The sequence below is a fragment of the Pseudomonas sp. B21-056 genome (assembly GCF_026016325.1).
In the GTDB taxonomy this organism is placed as follows: Bacteria; Pseudomonadota; Gammaproteobacteria; order Pseudomonadales; family Pseudomonadaceae; genus Aquipseudomonas.
On sequence record NZ_CP087203.1, the window covers coordinates 5,943,228 to 5,965,768 of the forward strand.

The 22,541-nt window shown below is 61.5% G+C and carries 16 protein-coding genes and 1 pseudogene; 13 read left to right on the forward strand and 4 right to left on the reverse strand.

What is annotated here, in order from left to right; genetic code table 11:
* Nucleotides 1-21: 21 nt before the first annotated feature.
* The 9 genes from betB (at nucleotide 22) to yccS (ending at nucleotide 15,069) form a co-directional block, all read left to right on the forward strand.
* Nucleotides 22-1,494 (forward strand): betaine-aldehyde dehydrogenase, encoded by a 1,473-nt coding sequence (gene betB / locus LOY67_RS26030; RefSeq protein WP_265065023.1) that lies wholly within the window; start codon nucleotides 22-24, stop codon nucleotides 1,492-1,494.
* A 144-nt stretch (nucleotides 1,495-1,638) separates the two neighbouring features.
* Nucleotides 1,639-3,342, forward strand: a complete 1,704-nt coding sequence (betA, locus tag LOY67_RS26035; RefSeq protein WP_265065024.1) for a choline dehydrogenase — start codon at nucleotides 1,639-1,641, stop codon at nucleotides 3,340-3,342.
* 282 nt (nucleotides 3,343-3,624) lie between these two features.
* Nucleotides 3,625-5,067 carry a TldD/PmbA family protein gene (locus tag LOY67_RS26040; RefSeq protein WP_265065025.1) on the forward strand — a complete coding sequence of 481 codons (1,443 nt, stop codon included), beginning with the start codon at nucleotides 3,625-3,627 and terminating at the stop codon, nucleotides 5,065-5,067.
* On the forward strand, nucleotides 5,067-6,404 hold the full coding sequence (locus tag LOY67_RS26045) for a TldD/PmbA family protein (RefSeq protein WP_265065026.1): 1,338 nt from the start codon (nucleotides 5,067-5,069) through the stop codon (nucleotides 6,402-6,404). The genes LOY67_RS26040 and LOY67_RS26045 overlap by 1 nt, the downstream gene beginning before the upstream one ends.
* Nucleotides 6,405-6,684: 280 nt before the next feature.
* Nucleotides 6,685-8,016 (forward strand): IS110 family transposase, encoded by a 1,332-nt coding sequence (locus LOY67_RS26050; protein ID WP_265064183.1) that lies wholly within the window; start codon nucleotides 6,685-6,687, stop codon nucleotides 8,014-8,016.
* A gap of 237 nt (nucleotides 8,017-8,253) precedes the next feature.
* The gene (gene mdtD / locus LOY67_RS26055; RefSeq protein ID WP_265065027.1) at nucleotides 8,254-9,681 is read left to right on the forward strand and encodes a multidrug transporter subunit MdtD; all 1,428 of its coding nucleotides are present in this window, start codon (nucleotides 8,254-8,256) and stop codon (nucleotides 9,679-9,681) included.
* Nucleotides 9,682-10,001: 320 nt separating this feature from the next.
* Nucleotides 10,002-11,339 (forward strand): ATP-dependent RNA helicase DbpA, encoded by a 1,338-nt coding sequence (gene dbpA, locus LOY67_RS26060; RefSeq protein ID WP_265067830.1) that lies wholly within the window; start codon nucleotides 10,002-10,004, stop codon nucleotides 11,337-11,339.
* 151 nt (nucleotides 11,340-11,490) lie between these two features.
* Entirely contained in the window at nucleotides 11,491-12,669 is a 1,179-nt protein-coding gene (locus tag LOY67_RS26065; RefSeq protein WP_265065028.1) for an NAD(P)/FAD-dependent oxidoreductase, read from the forward strand.
* Nucleotides 12,670-12,885: 216 nt separating this feature from the next.
* Nucleotides 12,886-15,069, forward strand: a complete 2,184-nt coding sequence (gene yccS / locus LOY67_RS26070) for a YccS family putative transporter (RefSeq protein WP_265065029.1) — start codon at nucleotides 12,886-12,888, stop codon at nucleotides 15,067-15,069.
* Between the two features lie 119 nt (nucleotides 15,070-15,188).
* On the opposite strand, the gene LOY67_RS26075 is transcribed toward yccS, so the two are convergent.
* The gene (locus LOY67_RS26075) at nucleotides 15,189-15,926 is read right to left on the reverse strand and encodes a substrate-binding periplasmic protein (RefSeq protein ID WP_265065030.1); all 738 of its coding nucleotides are present in this window, start codon (nucleotides 15,924-15,926) and stop codon (nucleotides 15,189-15,191) included.
* Nucleotides 15,927-16,181: 255 nt separating this feature from the next.
* On the opposite strand from LOY67_RS26075, the gene LOY67_RS26080 reads away from it, so the two are divergent.
* Nucleotides 16,182-16,634 (forward strand): GNAT family N-acetyltransferase, encoded by a 453-nt coding sequence (locus LOY67_RS26080; RefSeq protein WP_265065031.1) that lies wholly within the window; start codon nucleotides 16,182-16,184, stop codon nucleotides 16,632-16,634.
* Nucleotides 16,635-16,731: 97 nt separating this feature from the next.
* Here the strand turns inward: LOY67_RS26080 and LOY67_RS26085 are convergent, their stop codons facing one another.
* Genes LOY67_RS26085 through LOY67_RS26095 form a run of 3 tightly spaced genes read right to left on the reverse strand, consistent with a single transcriptional unit; the run spans nucleotide 16,732 to nucleotide 19,702 of the window.
* Nucleotides 16,732-17,028 carry a winged helix-turn-helix domain-containing protein gene (locus LOY67_RS26085; protein WP_265065032.1) on the reverse strand — a complete coding sequence of 99 codons (297 nt, stop codon included), beginning with the start codon at nucleotides 17,026-17,028 and terminating at the stop codon, nucleotides 16,732-16,734.
* A 4-nt stretch (nucleotides 17,029-17,032) separates the two neighbouring features.
* Complete coding sequence (locus LOY67_RS26090; RefSeq protein WP_265065033.1) at nucleotides 17,033-17,536, reverse strand: M48 family metallopeptidase; 504 nt, start codon at nucleotides 17,534-17,536, stop codon at nucleotides 17,033-17,035.
* Nucleotides 17,537-17,578: 42 nt separating this feature from the next.
* Nucleotides 17,579-19,702: a putative bifunctional diguanylate cyclase/phosphodiesterase gene (locus LOY67_RS26095; RefSeq protein WP_265065034.1), complete on the reverse strand. Its 2,124-nt coding sequence runs from the start codon at nucleotides 19,700-19,702 to the stop codon at nucleotides 17,579-17,581.
* Nucleotides 19,703-20,014: 312 nt separating this feature from the next.
* On the opposite strand from LOY67_RS26095, the gene LOY67_RS26100 reads away from it, so the two are divergent.
* The 3 genes and pseudogenes from LOY67_RS26100 to LOY67_RS26110 all read left to right on the forward strand — a co-directional run bounded on the left by LOY67_RS26100 (nucleotide 20,015) and on the right by LOY67_RS26110 (nucleotide 22,381).
* Nucleotides 20,015-20,686, forward strand: a complete 672-nt coding sequence (locus tag LOY67_RS26100) for a polysaccharide lyase family 7 protein (RefSeq protein WP_265065035.1) — start codon at nucleotides 20,015-20,017, stop codon at nucleotides 20,684-20,686.
* A 286-nt stretch (nucleotides 20,687-20,972) separates the two neighbouring features.
* A pseudogene (locus LOY67_RS26105) lies at nucleotides 20,973-21,640 on the forward strand (polysaccharide lyase family 7 protein).
* A 456-nt stretch (nucleotides 21,641-22,096) separates the two neighbouring features.
* Nucleotides 22,097-22,381 (forward strand): fructose-bisphosphate aldolase, encoded by a 285-nt coding sequence (locus LOY67_RS26110; RefSeq protein WP_265065036.1) that lies wholly within the window; start codon nucleotides 22,097-22,099, stop codon nucleotides 22,379-22,381.
* The last annotated feature ends 160 nt before the right edge of the window (nucleotides 22,382-22,541 follow it).

Below are 22,541 nucleotides of genomic sequence, written 5' to 3' on the forward strand. Positions count from 1 at the left end.
TAATGCACTTGCGAGGACTTTATGGCCCGTTTCGAACTGCAAAAACTCTACATCGATGGCGCGTACAGCGATGCCAGCGGCGACGCGACCTTCGAAGCCATCAACCCTGCCAACGGTGAGGTCCTTGCCCAAGTGCAGCGTGCAACCAAGGAAGACGTCGAGCGCGCCGTAGTCAGCGCCGAAAAGGGCCAGAAAATCTGGGCCGCCATGACCGCCATGCAGCGCTCGCGGATCCTGCGCCGCGCCGTGGACATCCTGCGCGAGCGCAACGATGAGCTGGCCGCCCTGGAAACCCTGGACACCGGCAAGGCCTACTCCGAAACCCGCTACGTCGACATCGTGACCGGCGCCGACGTGCTGGAATACTATGCCGGCCTGGTGCCCGCCATCGAAGGCGAACAGATCCCGCTGCGCGATACTTCGTTCGTCTACACCCGTCGCGAGCCCCTGGGCATCGTCGCCGGGATCGGTGCGTGGAACTACCCGATCCAGATCGCCTTGTGGAAGTCCGCACCGGCCCTGGCGGCCGGCAACGCAATGATCTTCAAGCCAAGCGAAGTCACCTCGCTGACCACCCTGAAACTGGCCGAGATCTACACCGAAGCCGGCGTTCCACCGGGCGTGTTCAACGTGTTGACCGGCAGTGGCCGTGAAGTCGGCACCTGGCTGACCGAGCACCCGCGCATCGAGAAGGTCTCGTTCACCGGCGGCACCGACACTGGCAAGAAAGTCATGGCCAGCGCCTCGAGTTCCTCGCTCAAGGACGTGACCATGGAACTGGGCGGCAAGTCGCCGCTGATCATCTGCGACGACGCCGACCTGGATCGCGCCGCCGACACCGCGATGATGGCCAACTTCTACAGCTCCGGCCAGGTCTGCACCAACGGTACCCGCGTGTTCGTGCCAAGCCATCTCAAGGCTGCGTTCGAAGCCAGGATCGCCGAACGTGTGGCACGCATCCGCATCGGTAACCCGGAAGACGAAAACACCAACTTTGGCCCGCTGGTGAGCTTCGCCCACATGGAGAGCGTGTTGGGCTACATCGAGAAGGGCAAGGCCGAAGGCGCACGCCTGTTGTGTGGCGGCAAGCGCCTGACCGACGGCGAGTTCGCCAAGGGCGCGTTCGTCGCCCCGACCGTGTTCACCGACTGCACCGACGAGATGACCATCGTGCGCGAAGAAATCTTCGGCCCGGTGATGGCGATCCTCAGCTACGAAACCGAAGAAGAAGTGATCCGCCGCGCCAACGACACCGAATTCGGCTTGGCCGCCGGCGTCGTGACCCGCGACCTGAACCGCGCCCACCGCATCATCCATCAACTGGAAGCCGGTATCTGCTGGATCAACGCCTGGGGCGAATCCGACGCCAAGATGCCGGTCGGCGGCTACAAACAGTCGGGCGTGGGCCGTGAGAACGGGATCAGCTCGCTGAACAACTTCACGCGCATCAAATCGGTACAGGTCGAGTTGGGCGATTACGCGTCGGTGTTCTGAGTCGACGTCGCCTATACGGCCGTCATCGCGAGCAGGCTCGCTCCCACATGAGTTCCCATTCCAATGTGGGAGCGAGCCTGCTCGCGATGGAGTGCAAAGCACTCCCGGCCCTGACCTGAACCCAATTAAAAGAGGGTGCATTTCATGTCCCAAGAATTCGATTACATCATCATCGGTGCCGGCTCCGCCGGTAACACCCTGGCCACCCGCCTGACCGAAGACGAAGGCGTCACCGTCCTGCTGCTCGAAGCCGGTGGCCCGGACTATCGCCTGGATTTTCGCACGCAGATGCCCGCCGCCCTGGCGTTCCCGCTGCAAGGTCGGCGCTACAACTGGGCCTACGAAACCGACCCTGAGCCGCACATGAACGGCCGGCGCATGGAATGCGGGCGGGGCAAGGGCCTGGGCGGTTCTTCTCTGATCAACGGCATGTGCTACATCCGTGGCAACGCCCTGGACTACGACAACTGGGCAAAACTGCCCGGCCTCGCGGACTGGACGTATCTGGACTGCCTGCCTTACTTCAGAAAAGCTGAAACCCGGGACATCGGGCCGAACGACTATCACGGTGGCGACGGCCCGGTCAGCGTGACCACGCCCAAAGCTGGCAACAACCCGTTGTTCCACGCCATGGTCGAGGCCGGCGTTCAGGCCGGTTACCCGGCTACCTCCGACCTCAACGGCTACCAACAGGAAGGCTTCGGTCCGATGGACCGCACCGTCACCCCGAACGGCCGTCGCGCCAGTACCGCTCGTGGCTACCTGGACACGGCCAAGAAACGTTCGACCCTGACCATCGTCACCCACGCCCTGACCGACAAGATCCTCTTCGAAGGCAAGCGTGCCGTGGGCGTGCGTTACCTGGTGGGCGCCGCTGAAGAGCGCGTCGAAGCACGGGCGCGCAAAGAAGTGCTGCTGTGCTCCGGCGCCATCGCCTCGCCGCAGATCCTGCAGCGCTCCGGCGTCGGCCCGGCCAGACTGCTGGAAAGCCTCGACATCCCGGTGGTCCACGACCTGCCGGGCGTCGGTGAAAACCTCCAGGACCACCTGGAGCTTTACCTGCAATACGCCTGCACCCAACCGGTTTCGCTGTACCCGTCACTGCTCTGGTACAACCAGCCGGCCATCGGCGCCGAGTGGCTGTTCAACGGCACCGGCATCGGCGCCAGCAACCAGTTCGAAGCCGGCGGTTTCATCCGCACCCGTCCGGAGTTCGATTGGCCGAACATTCAGTACCACTTCCTGCCGGTGGCGATTAACTACAACGGCAGCAACGGTGTGAAGGAACACGGCTTCCAGGCGCACATGGGTTCCATGCGTTCGCCAAGCCGTGGCCGGATCCAGGCCAGGTCCAAGGACCCACGCCAGCATCCGAGCATCCTGTTCAACTACATGGCCACCGAGCAGGACTGGCAGGAATTTCGCGACGGCATCCGCCTGACCCGCGAGATCATGCAGCAGCCGGCGCTCGATCCGTTCCGTGGCCGGGAAATCAGCCCGGGCATCGAGGTGCAGACCGACGAGCAACTGGACCAGTTCATCCGCGAACACGCCGAAACCGCCTTCCACCCGTCCTGCTCGTGCAAGATGGGCACCGACGACATGGCGGTGGTGGACGGCGAAGGCCGCGTGCATGGCATGCAAGGCCTGCGGGTGGTCGATGCCTCGATCATGCCGATCATCACCACCGGCAACCTGAACGCGCCGACGATCATGATCGCCGAGAAAATCGCCGACAGGATCCGTGGCCGCAAACCGCTGCCACGCAGCACCGCGCCGTACTATGTGGCCGGCGATGCGCCGGTCAAGGGCAAGCCGGTGCGCGAAGTGGCGCCAACCGCGCAGTAAGACCGCAGCGCGGCTATCGCGAGCAGGCTCGCTCCCACAGGGGATCCCCGGTGGACACAACTCTTGTGACCACTAAGGTCCAGTGTGGGAGTCCGTTGTGAGCACAAATATTGTGCCCGGCACAGATCCCCTGTGGGAGCGAGCCTGCTCGCGATGGCGGTAGCCCTGACACTCAGTATTCCTCTCTACCTTGATCCCTCTCCCGCCCAAGCCTACTCTAGAGCCGCCGCGTCAATGCGCCGCACCTCGTTGCACCGCCACTCCAGACAAGGAGGTTCCCGAATGTTCGACTTCCACCCCCAGCTCAAGCAGCGTTTTGCTGCCTTGCGCACGGGCGCTGAATTCTTTTCCCTGCGTTACGTGCGCGAGTCCGGCCAGCATCTGTCGGTGCGCAAGAATGTCGCCGAGCCGCCGAGCCTGAGCCGAGACGAAGGGGCGATGCTCACGGCGCGGGTCAACGGTGTCGAGGCCTACGCGGCCACCAACGACCTGTCCCAGGCCGGCCTGCAAGCCGCCCTCGAGCGCGCCGAGCAACAGGCCCGCCGGCTCAAGCCCCATGCCCTGCTCGACCTGCGCGAGCACGCGGTTGCCAGCGACCGCGCCGATTATTTCTCGCCGCATTTCGACCAGGCGTTTCCTTCCCTGAGTGACTGTTACCAGTTGCTCGGCGACGAATCGGCGGCGGTGCCCCAGGACGAGCGCCTGGTGAACTGGCAGGCCAGCATCGGCCTGACCCAGGTCGAGCAGATCTACCTCAACAGTGCCGGTGCCGAATTGCGCCAGGCCCAGCGCTTCATCTACCCGGCCCTGGACGTCACCGCCTTCGACGGCCAGGACAGCCAGACCCGCACCCTGGGCCGCGAGAACTTCGGCCAGCAAGGTGGCTTCGATGTGATCAGCCGCTGCGGCCTGATCGGGGCCGGTCCGAAAATCGCCGATCAGGCCCTGCAATTGCTAATGGCGCCGAACACCCCGCAAGGTCCGCGGGACCTGCTGTTGATGCCCGACCAGATGATGTTGCAGATCCACGAGTCCATCGGTCACCCGCTGGAACTGGACCGCATCCTCGGAGACGAGCGCAACTACGCCGGCACCAGTTTCGTCAAGACCAGCGACTTCGGCCATTTGCAGTACGGCTCCAACCTGCTGAACGTGACCTTCGACCCGGACATTCCCGAGGAACTGGCGAGCTACAGCCATGACGACGACGGCAGCGCCGCCAGCAAGCAGTTCCTGATTCGCGAAGGCTTGTTGCTGCGTCCATTGGGCGGCGCGCTGTCGCAATTTCGCGCGGGCCTTGCCGGTGTCGCCAACAGCCGCGCCTGCGGCTGGAACCGCCCGCCCATCGACCGCATGGCGAACCTGAACATCGAGCCGGGCGATCAGTCCCTGGAGCAGTTGATCCAGGGCATCGAACGCGGCGTGCTGATGCGCACCAACCGCTCCTGGTCCATTGACGACGCGCGCAACAAATTCCAGTTCGGCTGCGAGTGGGGTCAGTTGATCGAAAACGGCGAGCTCAAGGGCGTGGTGAAGAATCCCAACTACCGGGGCATTTCCGCGCAGTTCTGGAAGAGCCTGCGAGCGGTGGGCAATGCCAGTACCTCTCAGGTGCTGGGCACGCCGAACTGCGGCAAGGGCGAACCGAACCAGGTCATCCGCGTCGGCCATGCCTCGCCGGCCTGTGTGTTCAGCAACGTTGACGTGTTTGGAGGAGACGCCTGATGGGTACCGTGAATAATCAGGCCGAAGCGTTCAAGGCACTGGTCGATTGGCTGCGCGCGGCGCTGCATGAGTCTGAACAGTTCACCCTCGGCTACACCGCCGAATCCTCGGCTTTCGTGCGCTTCAACCATGCCAAGGTCCGTCAGGCCGGGCAGGTGCAACAGGCCAATGTCAGTTTCAAACTGATCGACGACGGGCGCCACGCCGACCTGCAGATCACCTTGTCCGGCGAGACCGAAACCGACCTGCAACGCCTCGGCGAGGGCCTGCAACAGCTGCGCGATACCTTGCCGCTGCTGCCCCGCGACCCTTATCTGCTGCTCAACCACAACCACTGGCAGAGCAACAACGTGCAAGACCATCCACTGCCGGAAACCGAGCAGGCCGTGGCCGAAATCAGCCGCGCCGCCGAGGGCCTGGACCTGGTGGGGATCTACGCCGCCGGCCCCATCAGTAGCGGTTTTGCCAGTTCTTCGGGGGCGTTCGGTTGGCATCAGGCCAATAGCTTCAACTTCGATTTCAGCCTGTTCCATGAAAACGGCCAGGCGGTGAAGGCCAGTTACGCCGGCCATGAGTGGAGCAGCGAAGGGTTCGCCAAGCGGTTTGCCCAAGCCCGCGAGCAACTGGCGTTTCTCGATCGTCCGCTGCGCACACTGCCACCCGGTGAATACCGCGCCTACCTCGCGCCGGCTGCCCTGGAAGAGATCATGGGCATGCTCAGTTGGGGCGGGTTCTCGGCCCGGGCGATTGCCAGCAAGCAGAGTCCGTTGCAGAAGTTCTACGCTGACGAAGCCAGCTTCAGCCCCGCCGTGGGGTTGCGCGAACAGGTCAGCGGTTCCTTGAGCCCGGCGTTTTCCGATGAAGGTTATCCGCGCGATGACCTGGCACTGATCGCCAGGGGCACCGCCAACGTCCGGTTGATCAATTCACGCAGCGCCGCCGAGTACGGCCTTACCGCCAACGGTGCGAGCAGCTACGAATACCCCTCGGCGCTGGTCATGCAGGAAGGCCAGTTGGAACACAAAGACATTCTCGAACGTCTTGGCACCGGTTTGTACATCAGCAACCTCTGGTACCTGAACTACTCGGACCAGCCGGCGGCGCGCATGACCGGGATGACCCGCTTCGCCACGTTCTGGGTCGAGAACGGCCAGATCCAGGCGCCGGTCAGCACCATGCGCTTCGACGACAGCGTCTACAGCCTGCTCGGCGCGCAACTCGAAGGCCTGACCCGGGAGCGGGAACTTCTGCTCTCGGCCAGTACCTACAGCCAGCGGGCCACGGCTTCGATGCTGTTGCCGGGGGCGTTGGTCAAGCGGCTGACGTTGACCCTTTAACACAGAGCTCGACGCTGTACCCCTTGTGGCGAGGGAGTGGCCGCCGCGTCTTCGACGCTGCGCTGTCGCGCAGCAAACAAGCGCCCGACCTAAGATTGAGGTGCGCGCGGGGATGGAGACCGTAGCCATCACTGGTGTGTCAGCACCCGAGAGGGAGAGTGGTCCGCACGGTATCGGCGTGGAGTCGTTGTAGGCACAGCAAGCTGTGACCACGTATGAGAGAGTGAATCCGTTCGCCACCGTGCTCCCCGCGCGCCTTTCAATCCTGCGAGGAATTGTCATGGCGCGCAAGAACCAACAGAAACGCTTTGAAGTGATTCACCCTCATTGTGCGGGTATCGATATTGGCAGTCGTGAGCACTGGGTCGCTGTTCATCCTGATCAAAGCGATCCGCCGGTTCGCTGCTTTTCGACCTTTACCGAAGATTTGGTGAAACTGGCCGAATGGCTGGAATCACTGAAAATCAAGGTCGTGGCGATGGAGGCAACCGGTGTTTACTGGATACCCCTATTCGAACTTCTCGATTCGAGAGGCTTTGAGGTGTATCTGGTCAACTCTCGTGCGACCCGCCAGATCACCGGTCGTAAATCTGACGTTCTGGATTGTCAGTGGATTTGGCAACTCATGACTCATGGTTTGCTCAGAGGCGCTTTTCGGCCTGCTGATGATATTTGCTCGATGCGATCCTTGGTTCGTCAGCGTGCCATGAAGGTCCGCGATCAGGCCAAAACCAATCGTATGCAAAAAGCCCTGACCCAGATGAACATCCAGTTGGCCAATGTCATCAGCAATATCGCCGGCCTGACCGGTATGAAAATCATCAAGGCCATTATCGGCGGCGAGCGCGATCCTCAAGTACTGGCCAACTTTCGAGACGGTCGTATCAAGGCAGATCACCAGACCATTGCCCGTAGTTTGCATGGGAACTGGCGAGTCGAGCATCTGCATGCCCTGGCTCAGGAAGTGGCCGCCCATGACTTTCTGGAAGGGCAAATTACCGAATGCGACCAGGCCATCGTCGAGGCTCTAGATCGACTCCCTGTGTTGAACGATGTGCCCACGCAGCCCACCAAGCCATTACGCAGCCCGCATCGCTCCGCAGATGAACAGGCCAGCCTGCATCGTGCGCTTGTGAAAATCATGGGGGTTGATCTGACGGCTATTCCTACCATTGGAATTGAAAGTGCTTTGGTTCTGGCAAGCGAAATCGGGCCTGACTTGTCGCGCTTTCCCACTCAGCAGCAATTCAGTTCATGGATGGGGCTGGCGCCCCCCACCCGAATATCAGGGGGAAAGCCATTACCCGGTCAGGTTGCGAAAGTGTTTAACCGAGCGGCACAGGCTCTGAAGCAGGCCGCTTCCAGTGCTCGTAACGACAAGAGTTTCATCGGTGCCAGTCATCGCGCCCGACTGGCCCGTATGGATACCTCATGCGCGATCAAAGCGACCGCACATCAACTGGCCCGATTGATCTACGCCATGCTGACCAAAGGACAGCCGTATGTGGAGCAAGGCATGGAAGAATTTGAAGCCAAAAGTCGTGATCGCCAGCTCAGAGCCTTGCAACGCAAAGCGACCAAGCTGGGCATGAGGTTGGTTGATGTTGCTTAAAAGGCAATTAAAACAATGGGTTATATTTTGTTTGATGAGAGCTTGCTCCCGCTGGGCTGTGTAGGAGCTGTCGAGCGAAGCGAGGCTGCGATCTTTCCACTGACAATTGAGTCGAGAGTGAAAGATCAAGATCAAAAGATCGCAGGCTTCGCCAGCTCCTACACAGCCGAGCGGGAGCAAGCTCCCTCGCCACAAAGGCATCACTGCACCCTGTTAATACGCCATACAAGAGGCCCCATGCCCAACCGCGCCCCGCTCGATGCCGTCACCGCCCGCTGGCTCCCTTGGGTGGTGGCGATTGCCTTCTTCATGCAATCCCTCGACGGGACGATCCTTAATACCGCCCTGCCCGCCATGGCCAGTGACCTGGCGGAGAACCCGCTGCGCATGCAGGGCGTGATCATCGCCTACATGCTCACCGTGGCGCTGCTGATCCCGGCCTCGGGCTGGATCGCCGACCGCTTCGGCACCAAGAAGATCTTCTTCGGCGCGATCCTGTTGTTCAGCTTCGGCTCTCTGCTGTGTGCCTTGTCCAGTTCGCTGACCATGCTGGTCGGCGCCCGGATAGTCCAAGGCCTGGGCGGTGCGCTGATGCTGCCGGTGGGCAGGCTCGTGGTGCTGCGCGCCTATCCGCGCTCGGAACTGGTACGGATCATGGGCTTCATCACCATTCCCGGCCTGCTCGGCCCGCTGATCGGCCCGACCATGGGCGGCTGGATGGTGCAGTACCTGACCTGGCACTGGATTTTCATCATCAACCTGCCGGTGGGGGTGATCGGCTGCTACGCGGTATGGAAATTCATCCCCGACCTGCGCGGCAGCGAGCGCACCCGCTTCGACGGCGTGGGCTTCCTGCTGTTCGGCGCGGCGATGGTGCTGATCACCATCGCCATGGAAGGCCTGGGCGAACTGCATTTGCCGCACCTGCGGGTGATGCTGTTGCTGTTCGGCGGCATGGCCTGCCTGGCGGCTTATTGGCTGCGGGCCGGGCACGTCGAGAACCCGCTGTTCGCGCCGTCGTTGTTCAAGACGCGGACCTTCGCAGTCGGCATCCTTGGCAACCTGTTCGCCCGCCTGGGCAGCGGCGCCCTGCCGTTCCTGGTGCCGTTGCTGCTGCAAGTGGCGCTGGGTTATTCGCCATCCCAGGCCGGCATGAGCATGCTGCCCCTGGCGGCGGCGGCCATGGTCGCAAAGTCCGTGGCCCGGCCGTTGATCGAGCGTCTGGGTTATCGCATCGTCCTGACCGGCAACACCCTGGCCCTGGGCGTGATGCTGGCGAGCATGGGGCTGGTGAGCGAACAGACCCCGTACTGGCTGCTGCTGGCGCAACTGGCAGTGCTGGGGGCGATCAACTCGCTGCAATTCACCGCGATGAACACCGTGACCCTGATCGACCTGGACGATGCCAGCGCCAGCAGCGGCAACAGCCTGCTGTCGGTGGTGGCACAACTGTCCCTGAGCCTCGGCGTAGCCTGCGCCGGCGCCCTGCTCGGCGGCTTCACGGCCCAGGTGGGTAACGATGGGGTCGACACGGTGCTGGGCGCGTTCCAGCTGACATTCGTGACAGTGGGGGTCATGGCGATGCTGGCGGCGACGATTTTTTCCCAGTTGTCGACGCAGGATGGGCGGCGGGCGAAGCGTCACGATGAGCATATCGAGCACTAGCCTGTTTTTTGGTGAAGGGCTTTTGTGGCGAGGGGATTTATCCCCGCTGGGTTGCGCAGCAACCCCAAAGCAGTTAATGCGATAAGTCAGTTAAACCGAGGTGTCGATTTTAGGGGTTGCTTCGCAACCCAGCGGGGATAAATCCCCTCGCCACAGGTTAACCGCCCAGCCTTCCGAAAGCCCCATGGCCCCGCACAGCTCGTCCAGAACTTTCGAAGAAAGTGGCACGAGGCTGCTACACTGCGCGACATTTTGTTTTGCAGGCCTGTCCCGTGACCACCATTGCCACCGCTTTCAACACTTTGCCGCTGTCCGCCGCCATGCTGGCTAACCTCGAATCACTCGGTTATGCCCAGATGACGCCGATCCAGGCGCAGAGCTTGCCGGTGATCCTCAAGGGCCTGGACCTGATCGCCCAGGCCAAGACCGGCAGCGGCAAGACCGCGGCGTTTGGCATCGGCCTGCTGAATCCGATCAACCCGCGCTACTTCGGCTGCCAGGCACTGGTGATGTGCCCGACCCGCGAGCTGGCCGACCAGGTGGCCAAGGAGATCCGGCGCTTGGCCCGTGCCGAAGACAACATCAAGGTCCTGACCCTGTGCGGCGGCGTGTCCTTCGGTCCGCAGATCGCCTCCCTCGAACACGGCGCCCACATCATCGTCGGCACCCCGGGACGCATCCAGCAGCATCTGCGCAAAGGCTCCCTGGTACTCGACGGCCTCAACACACTGATCCTCGACGAAGCCGATCGCATGCTCGACATGGGCTTCTACGATGCCATCGAAGACATCATCCAGCAGACCCCCGAGCGCCGTCAGACGCTGCTGTTCTCCGCCACCTACCCGGTGGGCATCAAGCAACTGTCGTCCAAGTTCATGCGCGATCCGCAACAGGTGAAGGCCGAGGCATTCCACTCCGACGCGCAGATCGAGCAGCGTTTCTACGAGATCTCTCCCGAGGAGCGCATGGACGCGGTGGTCAAGGTGCTGGCGCACTTCCGCCCAGCCTCTTGCGTGGCGTTCTGCTTCACCAAACAGCAGGTCCAGGAAACCGTCGACCATCTGGTCTCAAAAGGCATCAGTGCCGTCGGCCTGCATGGCGACCTGGAACAGCGTGACCGTGACCAGGTGCTGGCGATGTTCGCCAATCGCAGCACCTCGGTGCTGGTGGCCACCGACGTGGCGGCCCGTGGCCTCGATATCGATGCCCTGGACATGGTGATCAACGTCGAACTGGCCCGGGACTCGGAAATCCATATCCACCGCGTCGGTCGTACCGGCCGCGCCGGGGAAACCGGTGTTGCCATCAGCCTGGTAGCGCCGTCCGAAGCCCACCGCGCCCAGGCCATCGAGCAACTGCAGAAGGCGCCGCTGAGCTGGGACCAGTTGGACAACCTCAAGCCCCAGGGTGGCGGCCCGCTGCTGCCGGCCATGAGCACCCTGTGCATCGCCGCCGGGCGCAAGGACAAGGTTCGCCCCGGCGACATCCTCGGTGCCCTGACCGGCGACGCCGGCATCCCCGGTACCCAGGTCGGCAAGATCGCAATTTTCGATTTCCAGGCCTACGTGGCCGTGGAACGCGGGATCGCCAAACAGGCGCTCAAACGCCTGAACGAAGGCAAGATCAAGGGCCGCTCGTTGCGGGTGCGGATCCTGTAACCGACCTTGGATTCAATGAGATTCCTTGTGGGAGCGAGCCTGCTCGCGATGAAGCCGGAACATTCAACATTGATGTTGTCTGACAGCCCGCCATCGCGAGCAGGCTCGCTCCCACAATGGGTTTTGTGGTGACACATAAGAGGACACCGTTTTGCGCTCTACCGAAGTCGTGATCATTGGCGCTGGTGCCGCGGGATTGATGTGCGCGCTGACCGCTGCGGGGCGCGGGCGGCAGGTGATGTTGCTGGACCATGCCAACAAGGCCGGCAAGAAAATCCTCATGTCCGGCGGTGGACGCTGCAATTTCACCAATATGTACACCGAGCCGGGCAACTTCCTGTCGCAGAACCCGCACTTCTGCAAATCGGCCCTGGCCCGCTACACCCAGTGGGATTTCATCGCCCTGGTGGCCAAGCACGGCGTGCCCTATCACGAGAAGAAACTCGGCCAGTTGTTCTGCGATAACAAGTCCAGCGACATTCTCGGCCTGCTCCTGGATGAGTGCGACCAGGTCGGGGTCAACCTGCACCTGGACACCTCGATCGAGCACATCGAGAAAACCGCCGACGGCTATCTGCTGCAAACCACCCTCGGCGCCATCGCCTGCCAATCCCTGGTGATCGCCACCGGCGGGTTGTCGATCCCGACCCTGGGCGCGACCGGTTTCGGCTATCAGGTCGCCAGGCAGTTCGGCCACCAGTTATTGCCGACCCGCGCCGGACTGGTGCCGTTCACCATTACCGATCAGCTCAAGGCCTTGTGCACCGAACTCTCGGGCACGTCGGTCGATTGCCTGGTGAGCTGCAACGAGCAGAGCTTTCGCGAAAACATCCTGTTCACCCACCGCGGTCTCAGCGGCCCGGCGATCCTGCAGATCTCGTCGTTCTGGGAGCCAGGGGACACGGTGCAGATCAACCTGCTGCCGGACCACGACGTGCCCCAATGGCTGCAACAGCAACAGGCCGAACGCCCCAACAGTGAGCTGAAAACCCTCTTGGGCGAGTTGTTCACCAAGAAAATGGCCAACCTGCTGGCCGATACCTGGTTCGCCTCCAAACCCATGAAGCAGTACACCCACGCGGAACTGGCGGACATTGCCGAGAAACTGGCGTGCTGGAACGTCATCCCGGCCGGCACCGAAGGCTATCGCACCGCGGAGGTCACCCTGGGTGGCGTCGACACCCGGGAAGTCTCGTCCAAGACCATGGAATCGCTGAAAAGCCCCGGGCTGTACTTCATCGGCGAAGTGCTGGACGTCACCGGCCACCTGGGCGGATTCAACTTCCAGTGGGCCTGGGCTTCGGGCTATGCCGCCGCACAATATGCCTGACACGCCACGCCTCCTGTGGGAGCGAGCCTGCTCGCGATAGCGGCGTGCCAGTCAATTCATTTGCAACTGAACCACCGCTATCGCGAGCAGGCTCGCTCCCACAGGGTTCGTGTCAGATGACGGAACACTTTTTGCTGCCGGATGTGATCGCCGCCATTGCGTCGGCGTCATTACTGCCTCAATTTAGTGTCATTGCCCGTCAGGCCCTTGCATTTCATGTCATCGACCTCGTTCCGTCAGTCTCTGCGTCGCCTTTGGGCGTTGGATAAATTCAGTTATAGCGTGCGGGTGTTCATCGCCCTGACCGGTACCATGGCGCTGTGCTGGTACCTGGACGAGATGACCCTGCTGATCCCCTTGTTCCTGGGCATCATCGCCAGTGCCCTGGCCGAGACCGATGACAACTGGCAGGGCCGCCTCAACGCGCTCGCCGTGACCCTGGTCTGCTTCACCGTCGCGGCGCTGTCGGTGGAGTTGCTGTTTCCCTATCCCATCCTGTTCATTGTCGCCTTCGCCCTGGCGAGTTTCGGCCTGACCATGCTCGGCGCCTTGGGCGAGCGCTATGGCACGATTGCCTCGGCCACCTTGATCCTGTCGGTCTACACCGTGATCGGCGTGGACCAGCGTGGTGGCGCGGTCACCGATTTCTGGCACGAACCCTTGCTGCTGGTGGCCGGCGCCGCGTGGTACGGCATGCTCTCGGTGCTGTGGCACGTATTGTTTTCCAACCAGCCGGTGCAACAGAGCCTGGCGCGATTATTCCGCGAGCTGGGGCGTTACCTGAAACTCAAGTCGTCGCTGCTCGAGCCGGTCCGCCAACTGGATATCGAAGCCCGACGCCTGGAACTGGCCCAACAGAACGGTCGCGTGGTGGCGGCCCTCAACGCGGCGAAGGAAATCATCCTGCACCGCGTCGGCAATGGCCGGCCGGGCTCGAAGGTCAGCCGTTACCTGAAGCTGTACTTCCTCGCCCAGGACATCCACGAGCGTGCCAGCTCTTCCCACTATCCCTACAACGCACTGGCCGAGGCGTTCTTCCACAGCGACGTACTGTTCCGCTGCCAGCGCCTGCTGCGCCAGCAAGGCAAGGCCTGCCAGGCGCTGGCCGAGTCGATCCAGATGCGCCAGCCGTTCGTCTACGATGATCGCTTCGCCGAGGCCTTGAACGACCTGCACGCGTCTCTGGAACACCTGCGCATCCAGAGCAACCCGGCCTGGCGTGGCCTGTTGCGTTCGTTGCGGGCCTTGTCGGCGAACCTCGGCACCCTTGATCGCCTGCTCAGCGACGCCAGCAACCCCGATGCATTGGCCGACGCCACTGACAGCAGCCTGCTGGACCGCTCGCCGCGCAACCTCAAGGATGTCTGGCTACGCCTGCGCACGCAGCTCACGCCAACCTCGCTGCTGTTCCGTCATGCCCTGCGTCTGCCCCTCGCGTTGAGCGTGGGCTACGCGATGGTGCACTGGATCCACCCGTCCCAGGGTTACTGGATCGTCCTCACCACCCTGTTCGTCTGCCAGCCCAACTATGGCGCCACCCGACGCAAACTCGGCCAGCGGATCATCGGCACCGCCATTGGCCTGACGGTCGCCTGGGCGCTGTTCGACCTGTTCCCCAACCCGCTGGTGCAGTCGTGCTTCGCCATTGCCGCCGGGGTGGTGTTCTTCACCAACCGCACGACCCGCTACACCCTGGCGACGGCCGCGATCACCGTCATGGTGCTGTTCTGCTTCAACCAGGTCGGCGACGGCTACGGGCTGCTGCTGCCACGGCTGTTGGATACCCTGCTCGGCAGCCTGATCGCCGGTCTCGCGGTACTCCTCTTCCTGCCGGACTGGCAGGGCCGCCGACTGAACAAGGTGCTGGCCAACACGTTGACCTGCAACAGCATCTACCTGCGCCAGATCATGCAGCAATACGCCGCCGGCAAAAGTGATGACCTGGCCTATCGCCTGGCCCGACGCAACGCCCACAACGCCGACGCTGCATTGTCCACAACCCTGGCGAACATGCTGATGGAGCCGGGGCACTTCCGTAAGGAAGCCGACGTCGGTTTCCGCTTCCTGGTGCTGTCCCACACCCTGCTCAGCTACCTGTCGGGCCTGGGCGCCCACCGGGGAACCGAACTGCCGACGGACGTGCGCGAGCAGTTGATCGACGGCGCGGGGGCGAAGCTGGCCTCCAGCATCGACGAAATCGCCCAGGGCCTGGCAAGCAAAACGTCGATCCTGCTCCAGAGTGACGAGGAAGAAGCCCTGGCCAACGCGCTTGAGCAGATGCCTGATGAAATCGATGAAGGCCAACGACTGGTGCAGACTCAGTTAGCGTTGATCTGCCGTCAGCTTGGACCGTTGCGGACCCTGGCGGCGCATCTCATCAAGGATACAAGCGAGGACTGAGGAATGAGGTGTTCAGTCCGGCCCTATCGCGAGCAGGCTCGCTCCCACATTGGAATGCATACCCCTGTGGGAGCGAGCCTGCTCGCGATTGGGGCCAGCATGGGCACCGCAAAACTCGCTCACATACCGTGCATCTCCAGGATCCGCGCATAACTTCCATCCGCCTTCATCGCCGCGATCTCCCGATCGAACCCCGCCACGATCTGCTCATGCTCCGGGTTCTTCAGGCTGACCAGGATATGCAGGCTGTTTTCGCTCAGCGGCTTGGGCAGGAACTCAACGGCATTGCGCACCTTGGGCGATTCGCGGGCCAGGTAATAACGGGCGACGTATTCGTCTTCCACCGCCAGCTTCACGCGCTCGGCGGTGAGCATGCGTGCAGCCATCGCAAAGTCACGCACAGGGACTTTTTCTATTTGCGGATCCTCATCGAATTCCCTGGAATAGGCGTAACCGCGAACGACGGCGACAGGATAGGCACGCAGTTGCTGCAAGTTATCGAACTCGACCGACGCGTCCTTGCGCTTGATGAAGCGGATGCGGTTGAGCAGGTATTCGGCCGAAAACTGACCGATGCGGGTACGTTCCTCGCTGTGCCAAGCGCTGATCAGCACGTCGTAGCGTCCTTCACCAATACCCAATATCGCCCGGGCCCAGGGCACCTGCTCAAACTCAGTGGCATAGCCGGCCCGCGCCAGGGCGGTGCTGACGATATCGGTCGCCAGGCCACCATTGACCAGCGTGGAGTCGGTAAAAGGCGGCCAGCCATCCGCAACCAGGCGCAGTTTCTGCGCACAGGCGTTGTGACTCAGCAACAGCAACCCGATCAAAACAAGAGCTCGATGCAATCGCGGCATGCCATACATCCTTGAAGGGTGCGAAGCCCATGTTTTTAGCCGAAACTCGGGGGATAAACAGAGACATCCGACCTAACATTAGCTCATTGAAACCGCTGCGCAGCGCTGTGGCGAAGATTACATAAAGACGACAATGCTGCGAAGGAAGAATGATGGCAATTTGGTCTTTGTCACAGATTTTCGCTCACTCGAGAAAGAGACTTCCGAACACAGCGCACTTAATATCGGCATCGGGCTCCTCAGGAAATTCAGAAAATGGACATCGATTGGGTCTGCAAACACCACAGTGACCTGAGCAAGGAACAGCTGTACGCCATTCTCAAATTGCGCGCCGACGTGTTCGTCGTCGAGCAGAACTGCGCTTATCCGGACGTCGACGGGCTGGACCTGGAAGGCGATACCTGCCACCTGATGGCCTGGCGGGATAACCACCTCGTGGCCTACCTGCGCCTGCTCGATCCTCACTCGCAGAACAGCGACGTGGTGATCGGCCGCGTCATCATCGCCCCAGAGGCACGGGGCCAGGGGTTGGGTCACACCTTGATGGAGCACGGGCTCAGGCATGCCGAGAAGCACTGGCCCGGCACGTCGATTTCATTGTCGGCGCAGGCGCATCTGCAGGGATATTACGGGCGGTATGGGTTTGAAGTGGTAGGGGTCGAGTACCTGGAGGACGGTATTCCGCACATCGGCATGCATCGGCCCTGAGGCCGTTATCGCGAGCAGGCTCGCTCCCACAGGGGTATGCATTCCAAATGTGGGAGCGAGCCTGCTCGCGATGAGGCCGGTACAGCCACCATCAGTATCAGGGGTACTCCAGCACCGCCTTGATCCGCTGCAGATTGGCCTCGATCCAGCGCCGATCAATCGCCCCCCAATCGCGGATCCGATAGACACCGGCATGGTTGCGAGCGCCCTCCTGCTGCTCGAACTCGCACACGATGTCCAGGTCCGCCAGCGCCGCGACGGTGTCCTGCGCGGTGCGTCGCGGCATACCGGTGGCTTCGGTGAGCGCCGGGACGTTGCTGGCCACGCCGCTGTCGATCAGGTAAGCCACGTACAAACGACGGTAGAAGCTGCTCTTGGTCTTGCTGACATCCATCCGGTCATTCCTTCGGTTGTTGCAGATCGCGCCAGGTCAGGTACACCCGCAGGTCGAACTCCAGTTGGTGATACCCCGGCAGCATGTGCTCGCAGAGTTGGTAGAACGCCTTGTTGTGGTCCGACTCCTTGAAGTGGGCCAGTTCGTGCACCACGATCATCTTCAGGAACTCAGGCGCTGCGTCCTTGAACAGCGACGCGATGCGGATCTCCTTCTTCGCCTTCAGCTTGCCACCCTGCACCCGCGACACCGCGGTGTGCAGGCCGAGGGCGCGATGGGTCAGATCGAGGCGGTTGTCGAACAACACCTTGTCGATGGCCGGTGCGTTACGCAGGTACTGTTGCTTGAGCTCCAGCGCATAACTGTACAGAGCCTTGTCGCTCTGGATCGGATGCCGGCCGGGATAGCGCTGGTGCAGGTAGTCGCCCAGGCGATCCTGGGCGATCAATTGCTGCACCTGGGCTTGCAGCGCGGCGGGATAGGCCTGGAGGTACTTGAGCACGGTCATCGAACGGCAATACTGTGGGAAAAGGTCGCCAGTGTAGCGAACTCAGGCCGTCAGCGCGCTCCAGTCAAAGGGCTTGGCGAACGCATCGGTGTCTTCGGCCATCAAGGGTCGCGCCACGAGGAACCCCTGCACGTACTCACAACCATGGGTTTCCAGCCATCGATATTGCTCCAGGGTTTCGACACCTTCGGCGATCACCCGCAAACCCAGTTGCGTACACAGATCGATCACCGAGGCCGCCAGGGCAGCATCCCGGGGCGAATCCGGCAACCGGGCGATCAGGTGCCGGTCGAGCTTGAGGGTATCGAGCTCAAGGTCGCGCAAATGCGCCAGCGAGCAGGGTCCGGAGCCGAAGTCATCCAGCGCCACCCGTACTCCGAGGTGGCGCAGCAGCCGCAGTTGTTTCTGGGTTTCGTCGGGATTGCGCATCAGCGCATCCTCGGTCACCTCGACCTCCAGTTGCCGGGGTTTCAAGGCATGGCGCTCCAGCACCTGGCGCAATTCGGTCACCAGGTTCGGCATGCCGAACTGGGTACTGCTCAGACTCACCCCCAGCACCAGGTCATCAGTGAAATTTCGCTCCCAGACTTTGCGCTGGGCCGCGCTGCGATGATAAATCCAGCTGCCCAGCCGGCTGATCAGCCGCGCTTCCTCCAGCAAGGGCAGGAACAGGCCTGGCGGCACATCGCCGACGCTCGGGTGCTGCCAGCGCAGTAACGCCTCGAACCCACGAATCCGCCCATCGCGGATGTTCACCTGAGGCTGGTAGACCATATTGAAGTCACGGTTCTCAATGGCCGAGCGCACGCTTTCCTCGAGCATCAGCCGTGAACGGGCTCGACCGTTCATTTCGTGGTCGTAAAAACGGTACTGCTGGCGGCCGGCACGCTTGGCTTCGTACATGGCGATGTCCGATGCGCGCAACAACCCGTCGAGATTGGCGCCGCAATCCGGGTACGTCGCAATGCCGATACTGGCCCCCAGCGCCACGTCCATGCCTTCGATCTGCTGGCAGATTGCGACCCGTTCGATGAGCTTTTCCGCAATCTTGGCCGCCTGCTCCGGGAGCTCCAGGTCCAGCAGCGCCGTGAACTCGTCACCGCCCAGCCGCGCCAGGATGTCGAAGGGACGCAGGCAGGCTTTCAACTGCTCCGAGACCCAGCGCAACACCCGGTCACCGGCATCGTGACCCAGCGAATCGTTGACGCGCTTGAAACCGTCGAGGTCCAGGTACAGCAACACCCAGTTGCTTTCCAACCGCTCGCTGCGCATCAGCAGGTTTTCGGCGGTCTGATAAAACCCCCTGCGGTTGAGCAAACCGGTCAGCGGGTCCGTGACAGCCTGGAACTCCAGTTGCTGGTGCAGGTGGCGGACCACCGACATGTCCTGGAGCGTCACCACCATGGCCTTCTGCTCCGAGGGCAGCGGCGCGCAGGACAGCGCCACCGACACCTGTTGACCGGGTGCGGTGCGCAGGACGGCATCGTGCAGGCGCCAGGTCTGGCCACGGCAATAGGCGCCATGAATGTCGGAGTCGACCCACTGTGGAATGTGCGGCTTCTGCAGGTAATCCAGAAACGGCATCCCCTGCAACTGCTCCGCCGTAGCATTGAGCAGACGACAGGTGGACGGGTTGGCGAAACGGATGCAGCCGTCCTCGTCCACCACAAGAATCCCCTCGGCGGCATTGTCCAGCACCGAGGCGTTGAAGGCCCTGGCCGCTTCCAGATCCTGGCTCAGGCGCTGCAAGGCCCGGCGATTGCGCTGGTGCTCCAGCAACGCCTGGACCTTGGGCTTGAGGATCTGCGGATCGAAAGGTTTGAACAGGTAGTCCACCGCGCCACTGGCGTAGCCCTTGATCACCGCGTCCTGGGATTGCTCATTGGCTGTCAGGAAAATGATCGGCGTGAGCCGCGTGCGCTGGCTGCCGCGCATCAGGCGCGCCACTTCGAAACCGTCCATGTCCGGCATCTGCACATCCAGCAGCACCAGGTCGATGTCATGTTCGAGCAGCAGGTTAAGGGCCTCGACACCCGAGGCTGCGGTCATGACCTGCCAATCCTGACGCTGCAACAATGCTCGCATGCTGAGCAGGTTTTCAGGGTAATCATCAACAATCAAAAGGACAGAGCTGTCTTCAACAAGCGTCGGTTGCGCGCATTCCATGCTGCTTCTCTTATCGGGGCGCCATGTCCGTTTTACGTAGCAAAACAGACAAATACTGTGATCTCACTCTAGACCGTGATTTTGAAAAGCAGTAGGTGTCATCACGCCATCATCCTGACAAAGCCCGAAATAGCCGACTAACGGTCACCCACCTCGGGCACAGAAACTGCAATACCCAAAGTGACGATCAGTTGACGTCAATCATCCGCCGCAATAACGACAACAAGCTCAAACCGGTGCTACCAGGACGCCCCAACTCGCGGGCCAGAGCCTCGCGTTGTTGCGCCTAACATTTCACTGCAGGAACCGAACATGATCGACCTTAACACCTGGAATTTGAGCATCCCCGAAGGCAGCCCGGCGATGACCATCGAAACCCCTCGCCTGGCGCAAGGGTTCAAGGATCAGTATTTCAACGCCGAAACCGGCACGGTATTTTTTTGGGCCCCGGTGACCGGCACAAAGACCGCCAATGCGATTTACCCGCGCAGCGAACTGCGGGAAACCTACAGCGACGGTACCCTGCGAAACTGGCTGTATTCGGCGGCGGACAATACCCTGCGGGCGACGGTGACCGTCAACCAGGTGCCCAGCACCGGCAAGATCGTGATTGGCCAGATCCACACCAAGAACAGCACCAGCCCCATGGTGAAACTGGAATACCAGTACAAGGCCTACAGCGCCACCGGCAACATCGTCGCCAAGGTACGGATGCGTCCCGATGACGAAGCAGGCCAGGTCATCACCGTCGCCACCGGCGTGAAGCTCGACCGCGCCTTCTCCTACATGATCCACCTCAGCCCGAAAGGTGCCTTGGGCATTACCGCGGCGGGTTACAACTGGAGAACGACCATCGACCCGAGCTGGAAGGACAAGCCCCTGTACTTCAAGGCGGGCGTGTATGTGCAGGACAACACCGGCTATCCCACCGAAGGCGGGAAAGTGACGTTCAGCCTGCTGGAAATCAAGCACACCACCCTCTAATGGCGGACTCACGGCGTCAGCAGCATGGATCGCTGCTTTCGCAGACGTTGAAAGCGACCGCTGCCATATCGCCACCGTTCGGACAAATTTCAAAGTAGCCGACTAACGGTCGTCCCTCTCGGGCACAAAAGCCGCGAAGACCACTCTGACGGACAGTTGACGCCAACCCGCCGCCGGACGAACAGCAAAACGTTCGATTCCCGCGCTTTCAAGGCACGTCAAGATGCCTGGAATAGAGCCTCCGGTTGGGTCTTGCAGCTTTACTACTCGAAGAAAGGATCCAAACATGGTCGATCTTGCAACCTGGAACTTGAGCATTCCAGAAGGCAGCCCCCGAAAACCATCGAAACCCCGCGACTGGTAGATGGATTCAAGGACAAGTACTTCAACTCCGAAGGCAGCACCGTGTATTTCTGGGCCCCGGTCACCGGCGCCAAGACAGAGAACGCGATCTATCCGCGCAGTGAACTGCGGGAGACCTACAAGGACGGCACCTTGCGCAACTGGTTGTATCCCGATGCCGACAATCATCTGAATGCCACCCTGACCGTCAACCAGGTGCCCAGCAGCGGCAAGGTGGTGATCGGCCAGATCCACGCAAAGGACAGCAACAAGCCCATGGTGAAACTGGAGTACCAGTACAAGGACGCCAGCGACACCGGCGACATCGTCGCCAAGGTCCGCATGCGCCCCGATGACAGCGAGGGCCGGGTCATTACGGTGGCCAGCGGTGTGAAACTTGCCCAGGCCTTCTCTTACCGGATCCACCTGGATCGCACCGGCGACCTGGGCATCACCGCGGCGGGTCGTAGCTGGTACACCACCATCAGTTCCACCTGGCGAGTCAAACCGCTGTATTTCAAGGCCGGGGTGTATGTGCAGGACAACACGGGCTATACCAGCGAAGGCGGGAAAGTGACGTTCAGCAAGCTGGATATCGATCACAACACCTGAATCTTCAGCTCCGAAAATCTCGTAGGAATCCGCTCTTCGTGGCGAGGGGATTTATCCCCGTCGGGCTGCGAAGCAGCCCCTTCTTTTCGTCAGACCCACCCCATGCCCAAGGTTTACGGCGGCTGCGCCACCGAGCGGGAGCAAGCTCCCTCGCCAAGGGGGTTGCGGGGGTCCTACAGGCCGGTTGTTGCGCCGAAAATCGCCTTCTATAGTTCGGTTCGTCTGCTGGCTTTGGGTCAGGGACAGGGTTTCGCAGCCCGGGTGAGTTAGAATCACAACCGTCAAAAATCGACATAGGCAATTTTCCTACGTTCGGCTTTTTATGGCGGCTGTGTGTGGGAGATCCTCGGGTCTGCCGAGTTCCTAACTCCTCGGTCTGCGAACCTGCATACGGCTGCCACCCATTTGTTTCGCAGCAAACGGCGGCAATTTCTTCGTTTGAGTTGGGAAATAATCATGAACACTGAACAATCGCCCCACCGCTTCACTCCACTAACCCCAATCGCCACCACCGAACCCGTCCTGTTCATCGACAGCACGGCCTCACTCCCCGAACTCCACGCCTGCGCCAGCGAACGCCTGCATGCCACACTCGACTACCTGACGCTCATGGCCTGCGCCACCCTGCGCGACTCCGCCGCCGGCGACTTCAATACCCTCACTAATGTCGCCCGGATTCTGGTTCAGGATGTCACCGACGTATTTGGGGTGATTGAACAACGCGGGCTCGAAGGAAAATAAAAACCCTGCTCGCGATGCGCTGGTTCAGCAACATGAAGGGTAACTGACACAGCGCAATCGCGAACAAGCTCGCACCGGTTGAACCTGGCCAGGTCCTTTATGGCGGACATTTCAAGTTTGGTTATGTACGAGAGGCCATCGGCTGCAACAGAGATGAGCA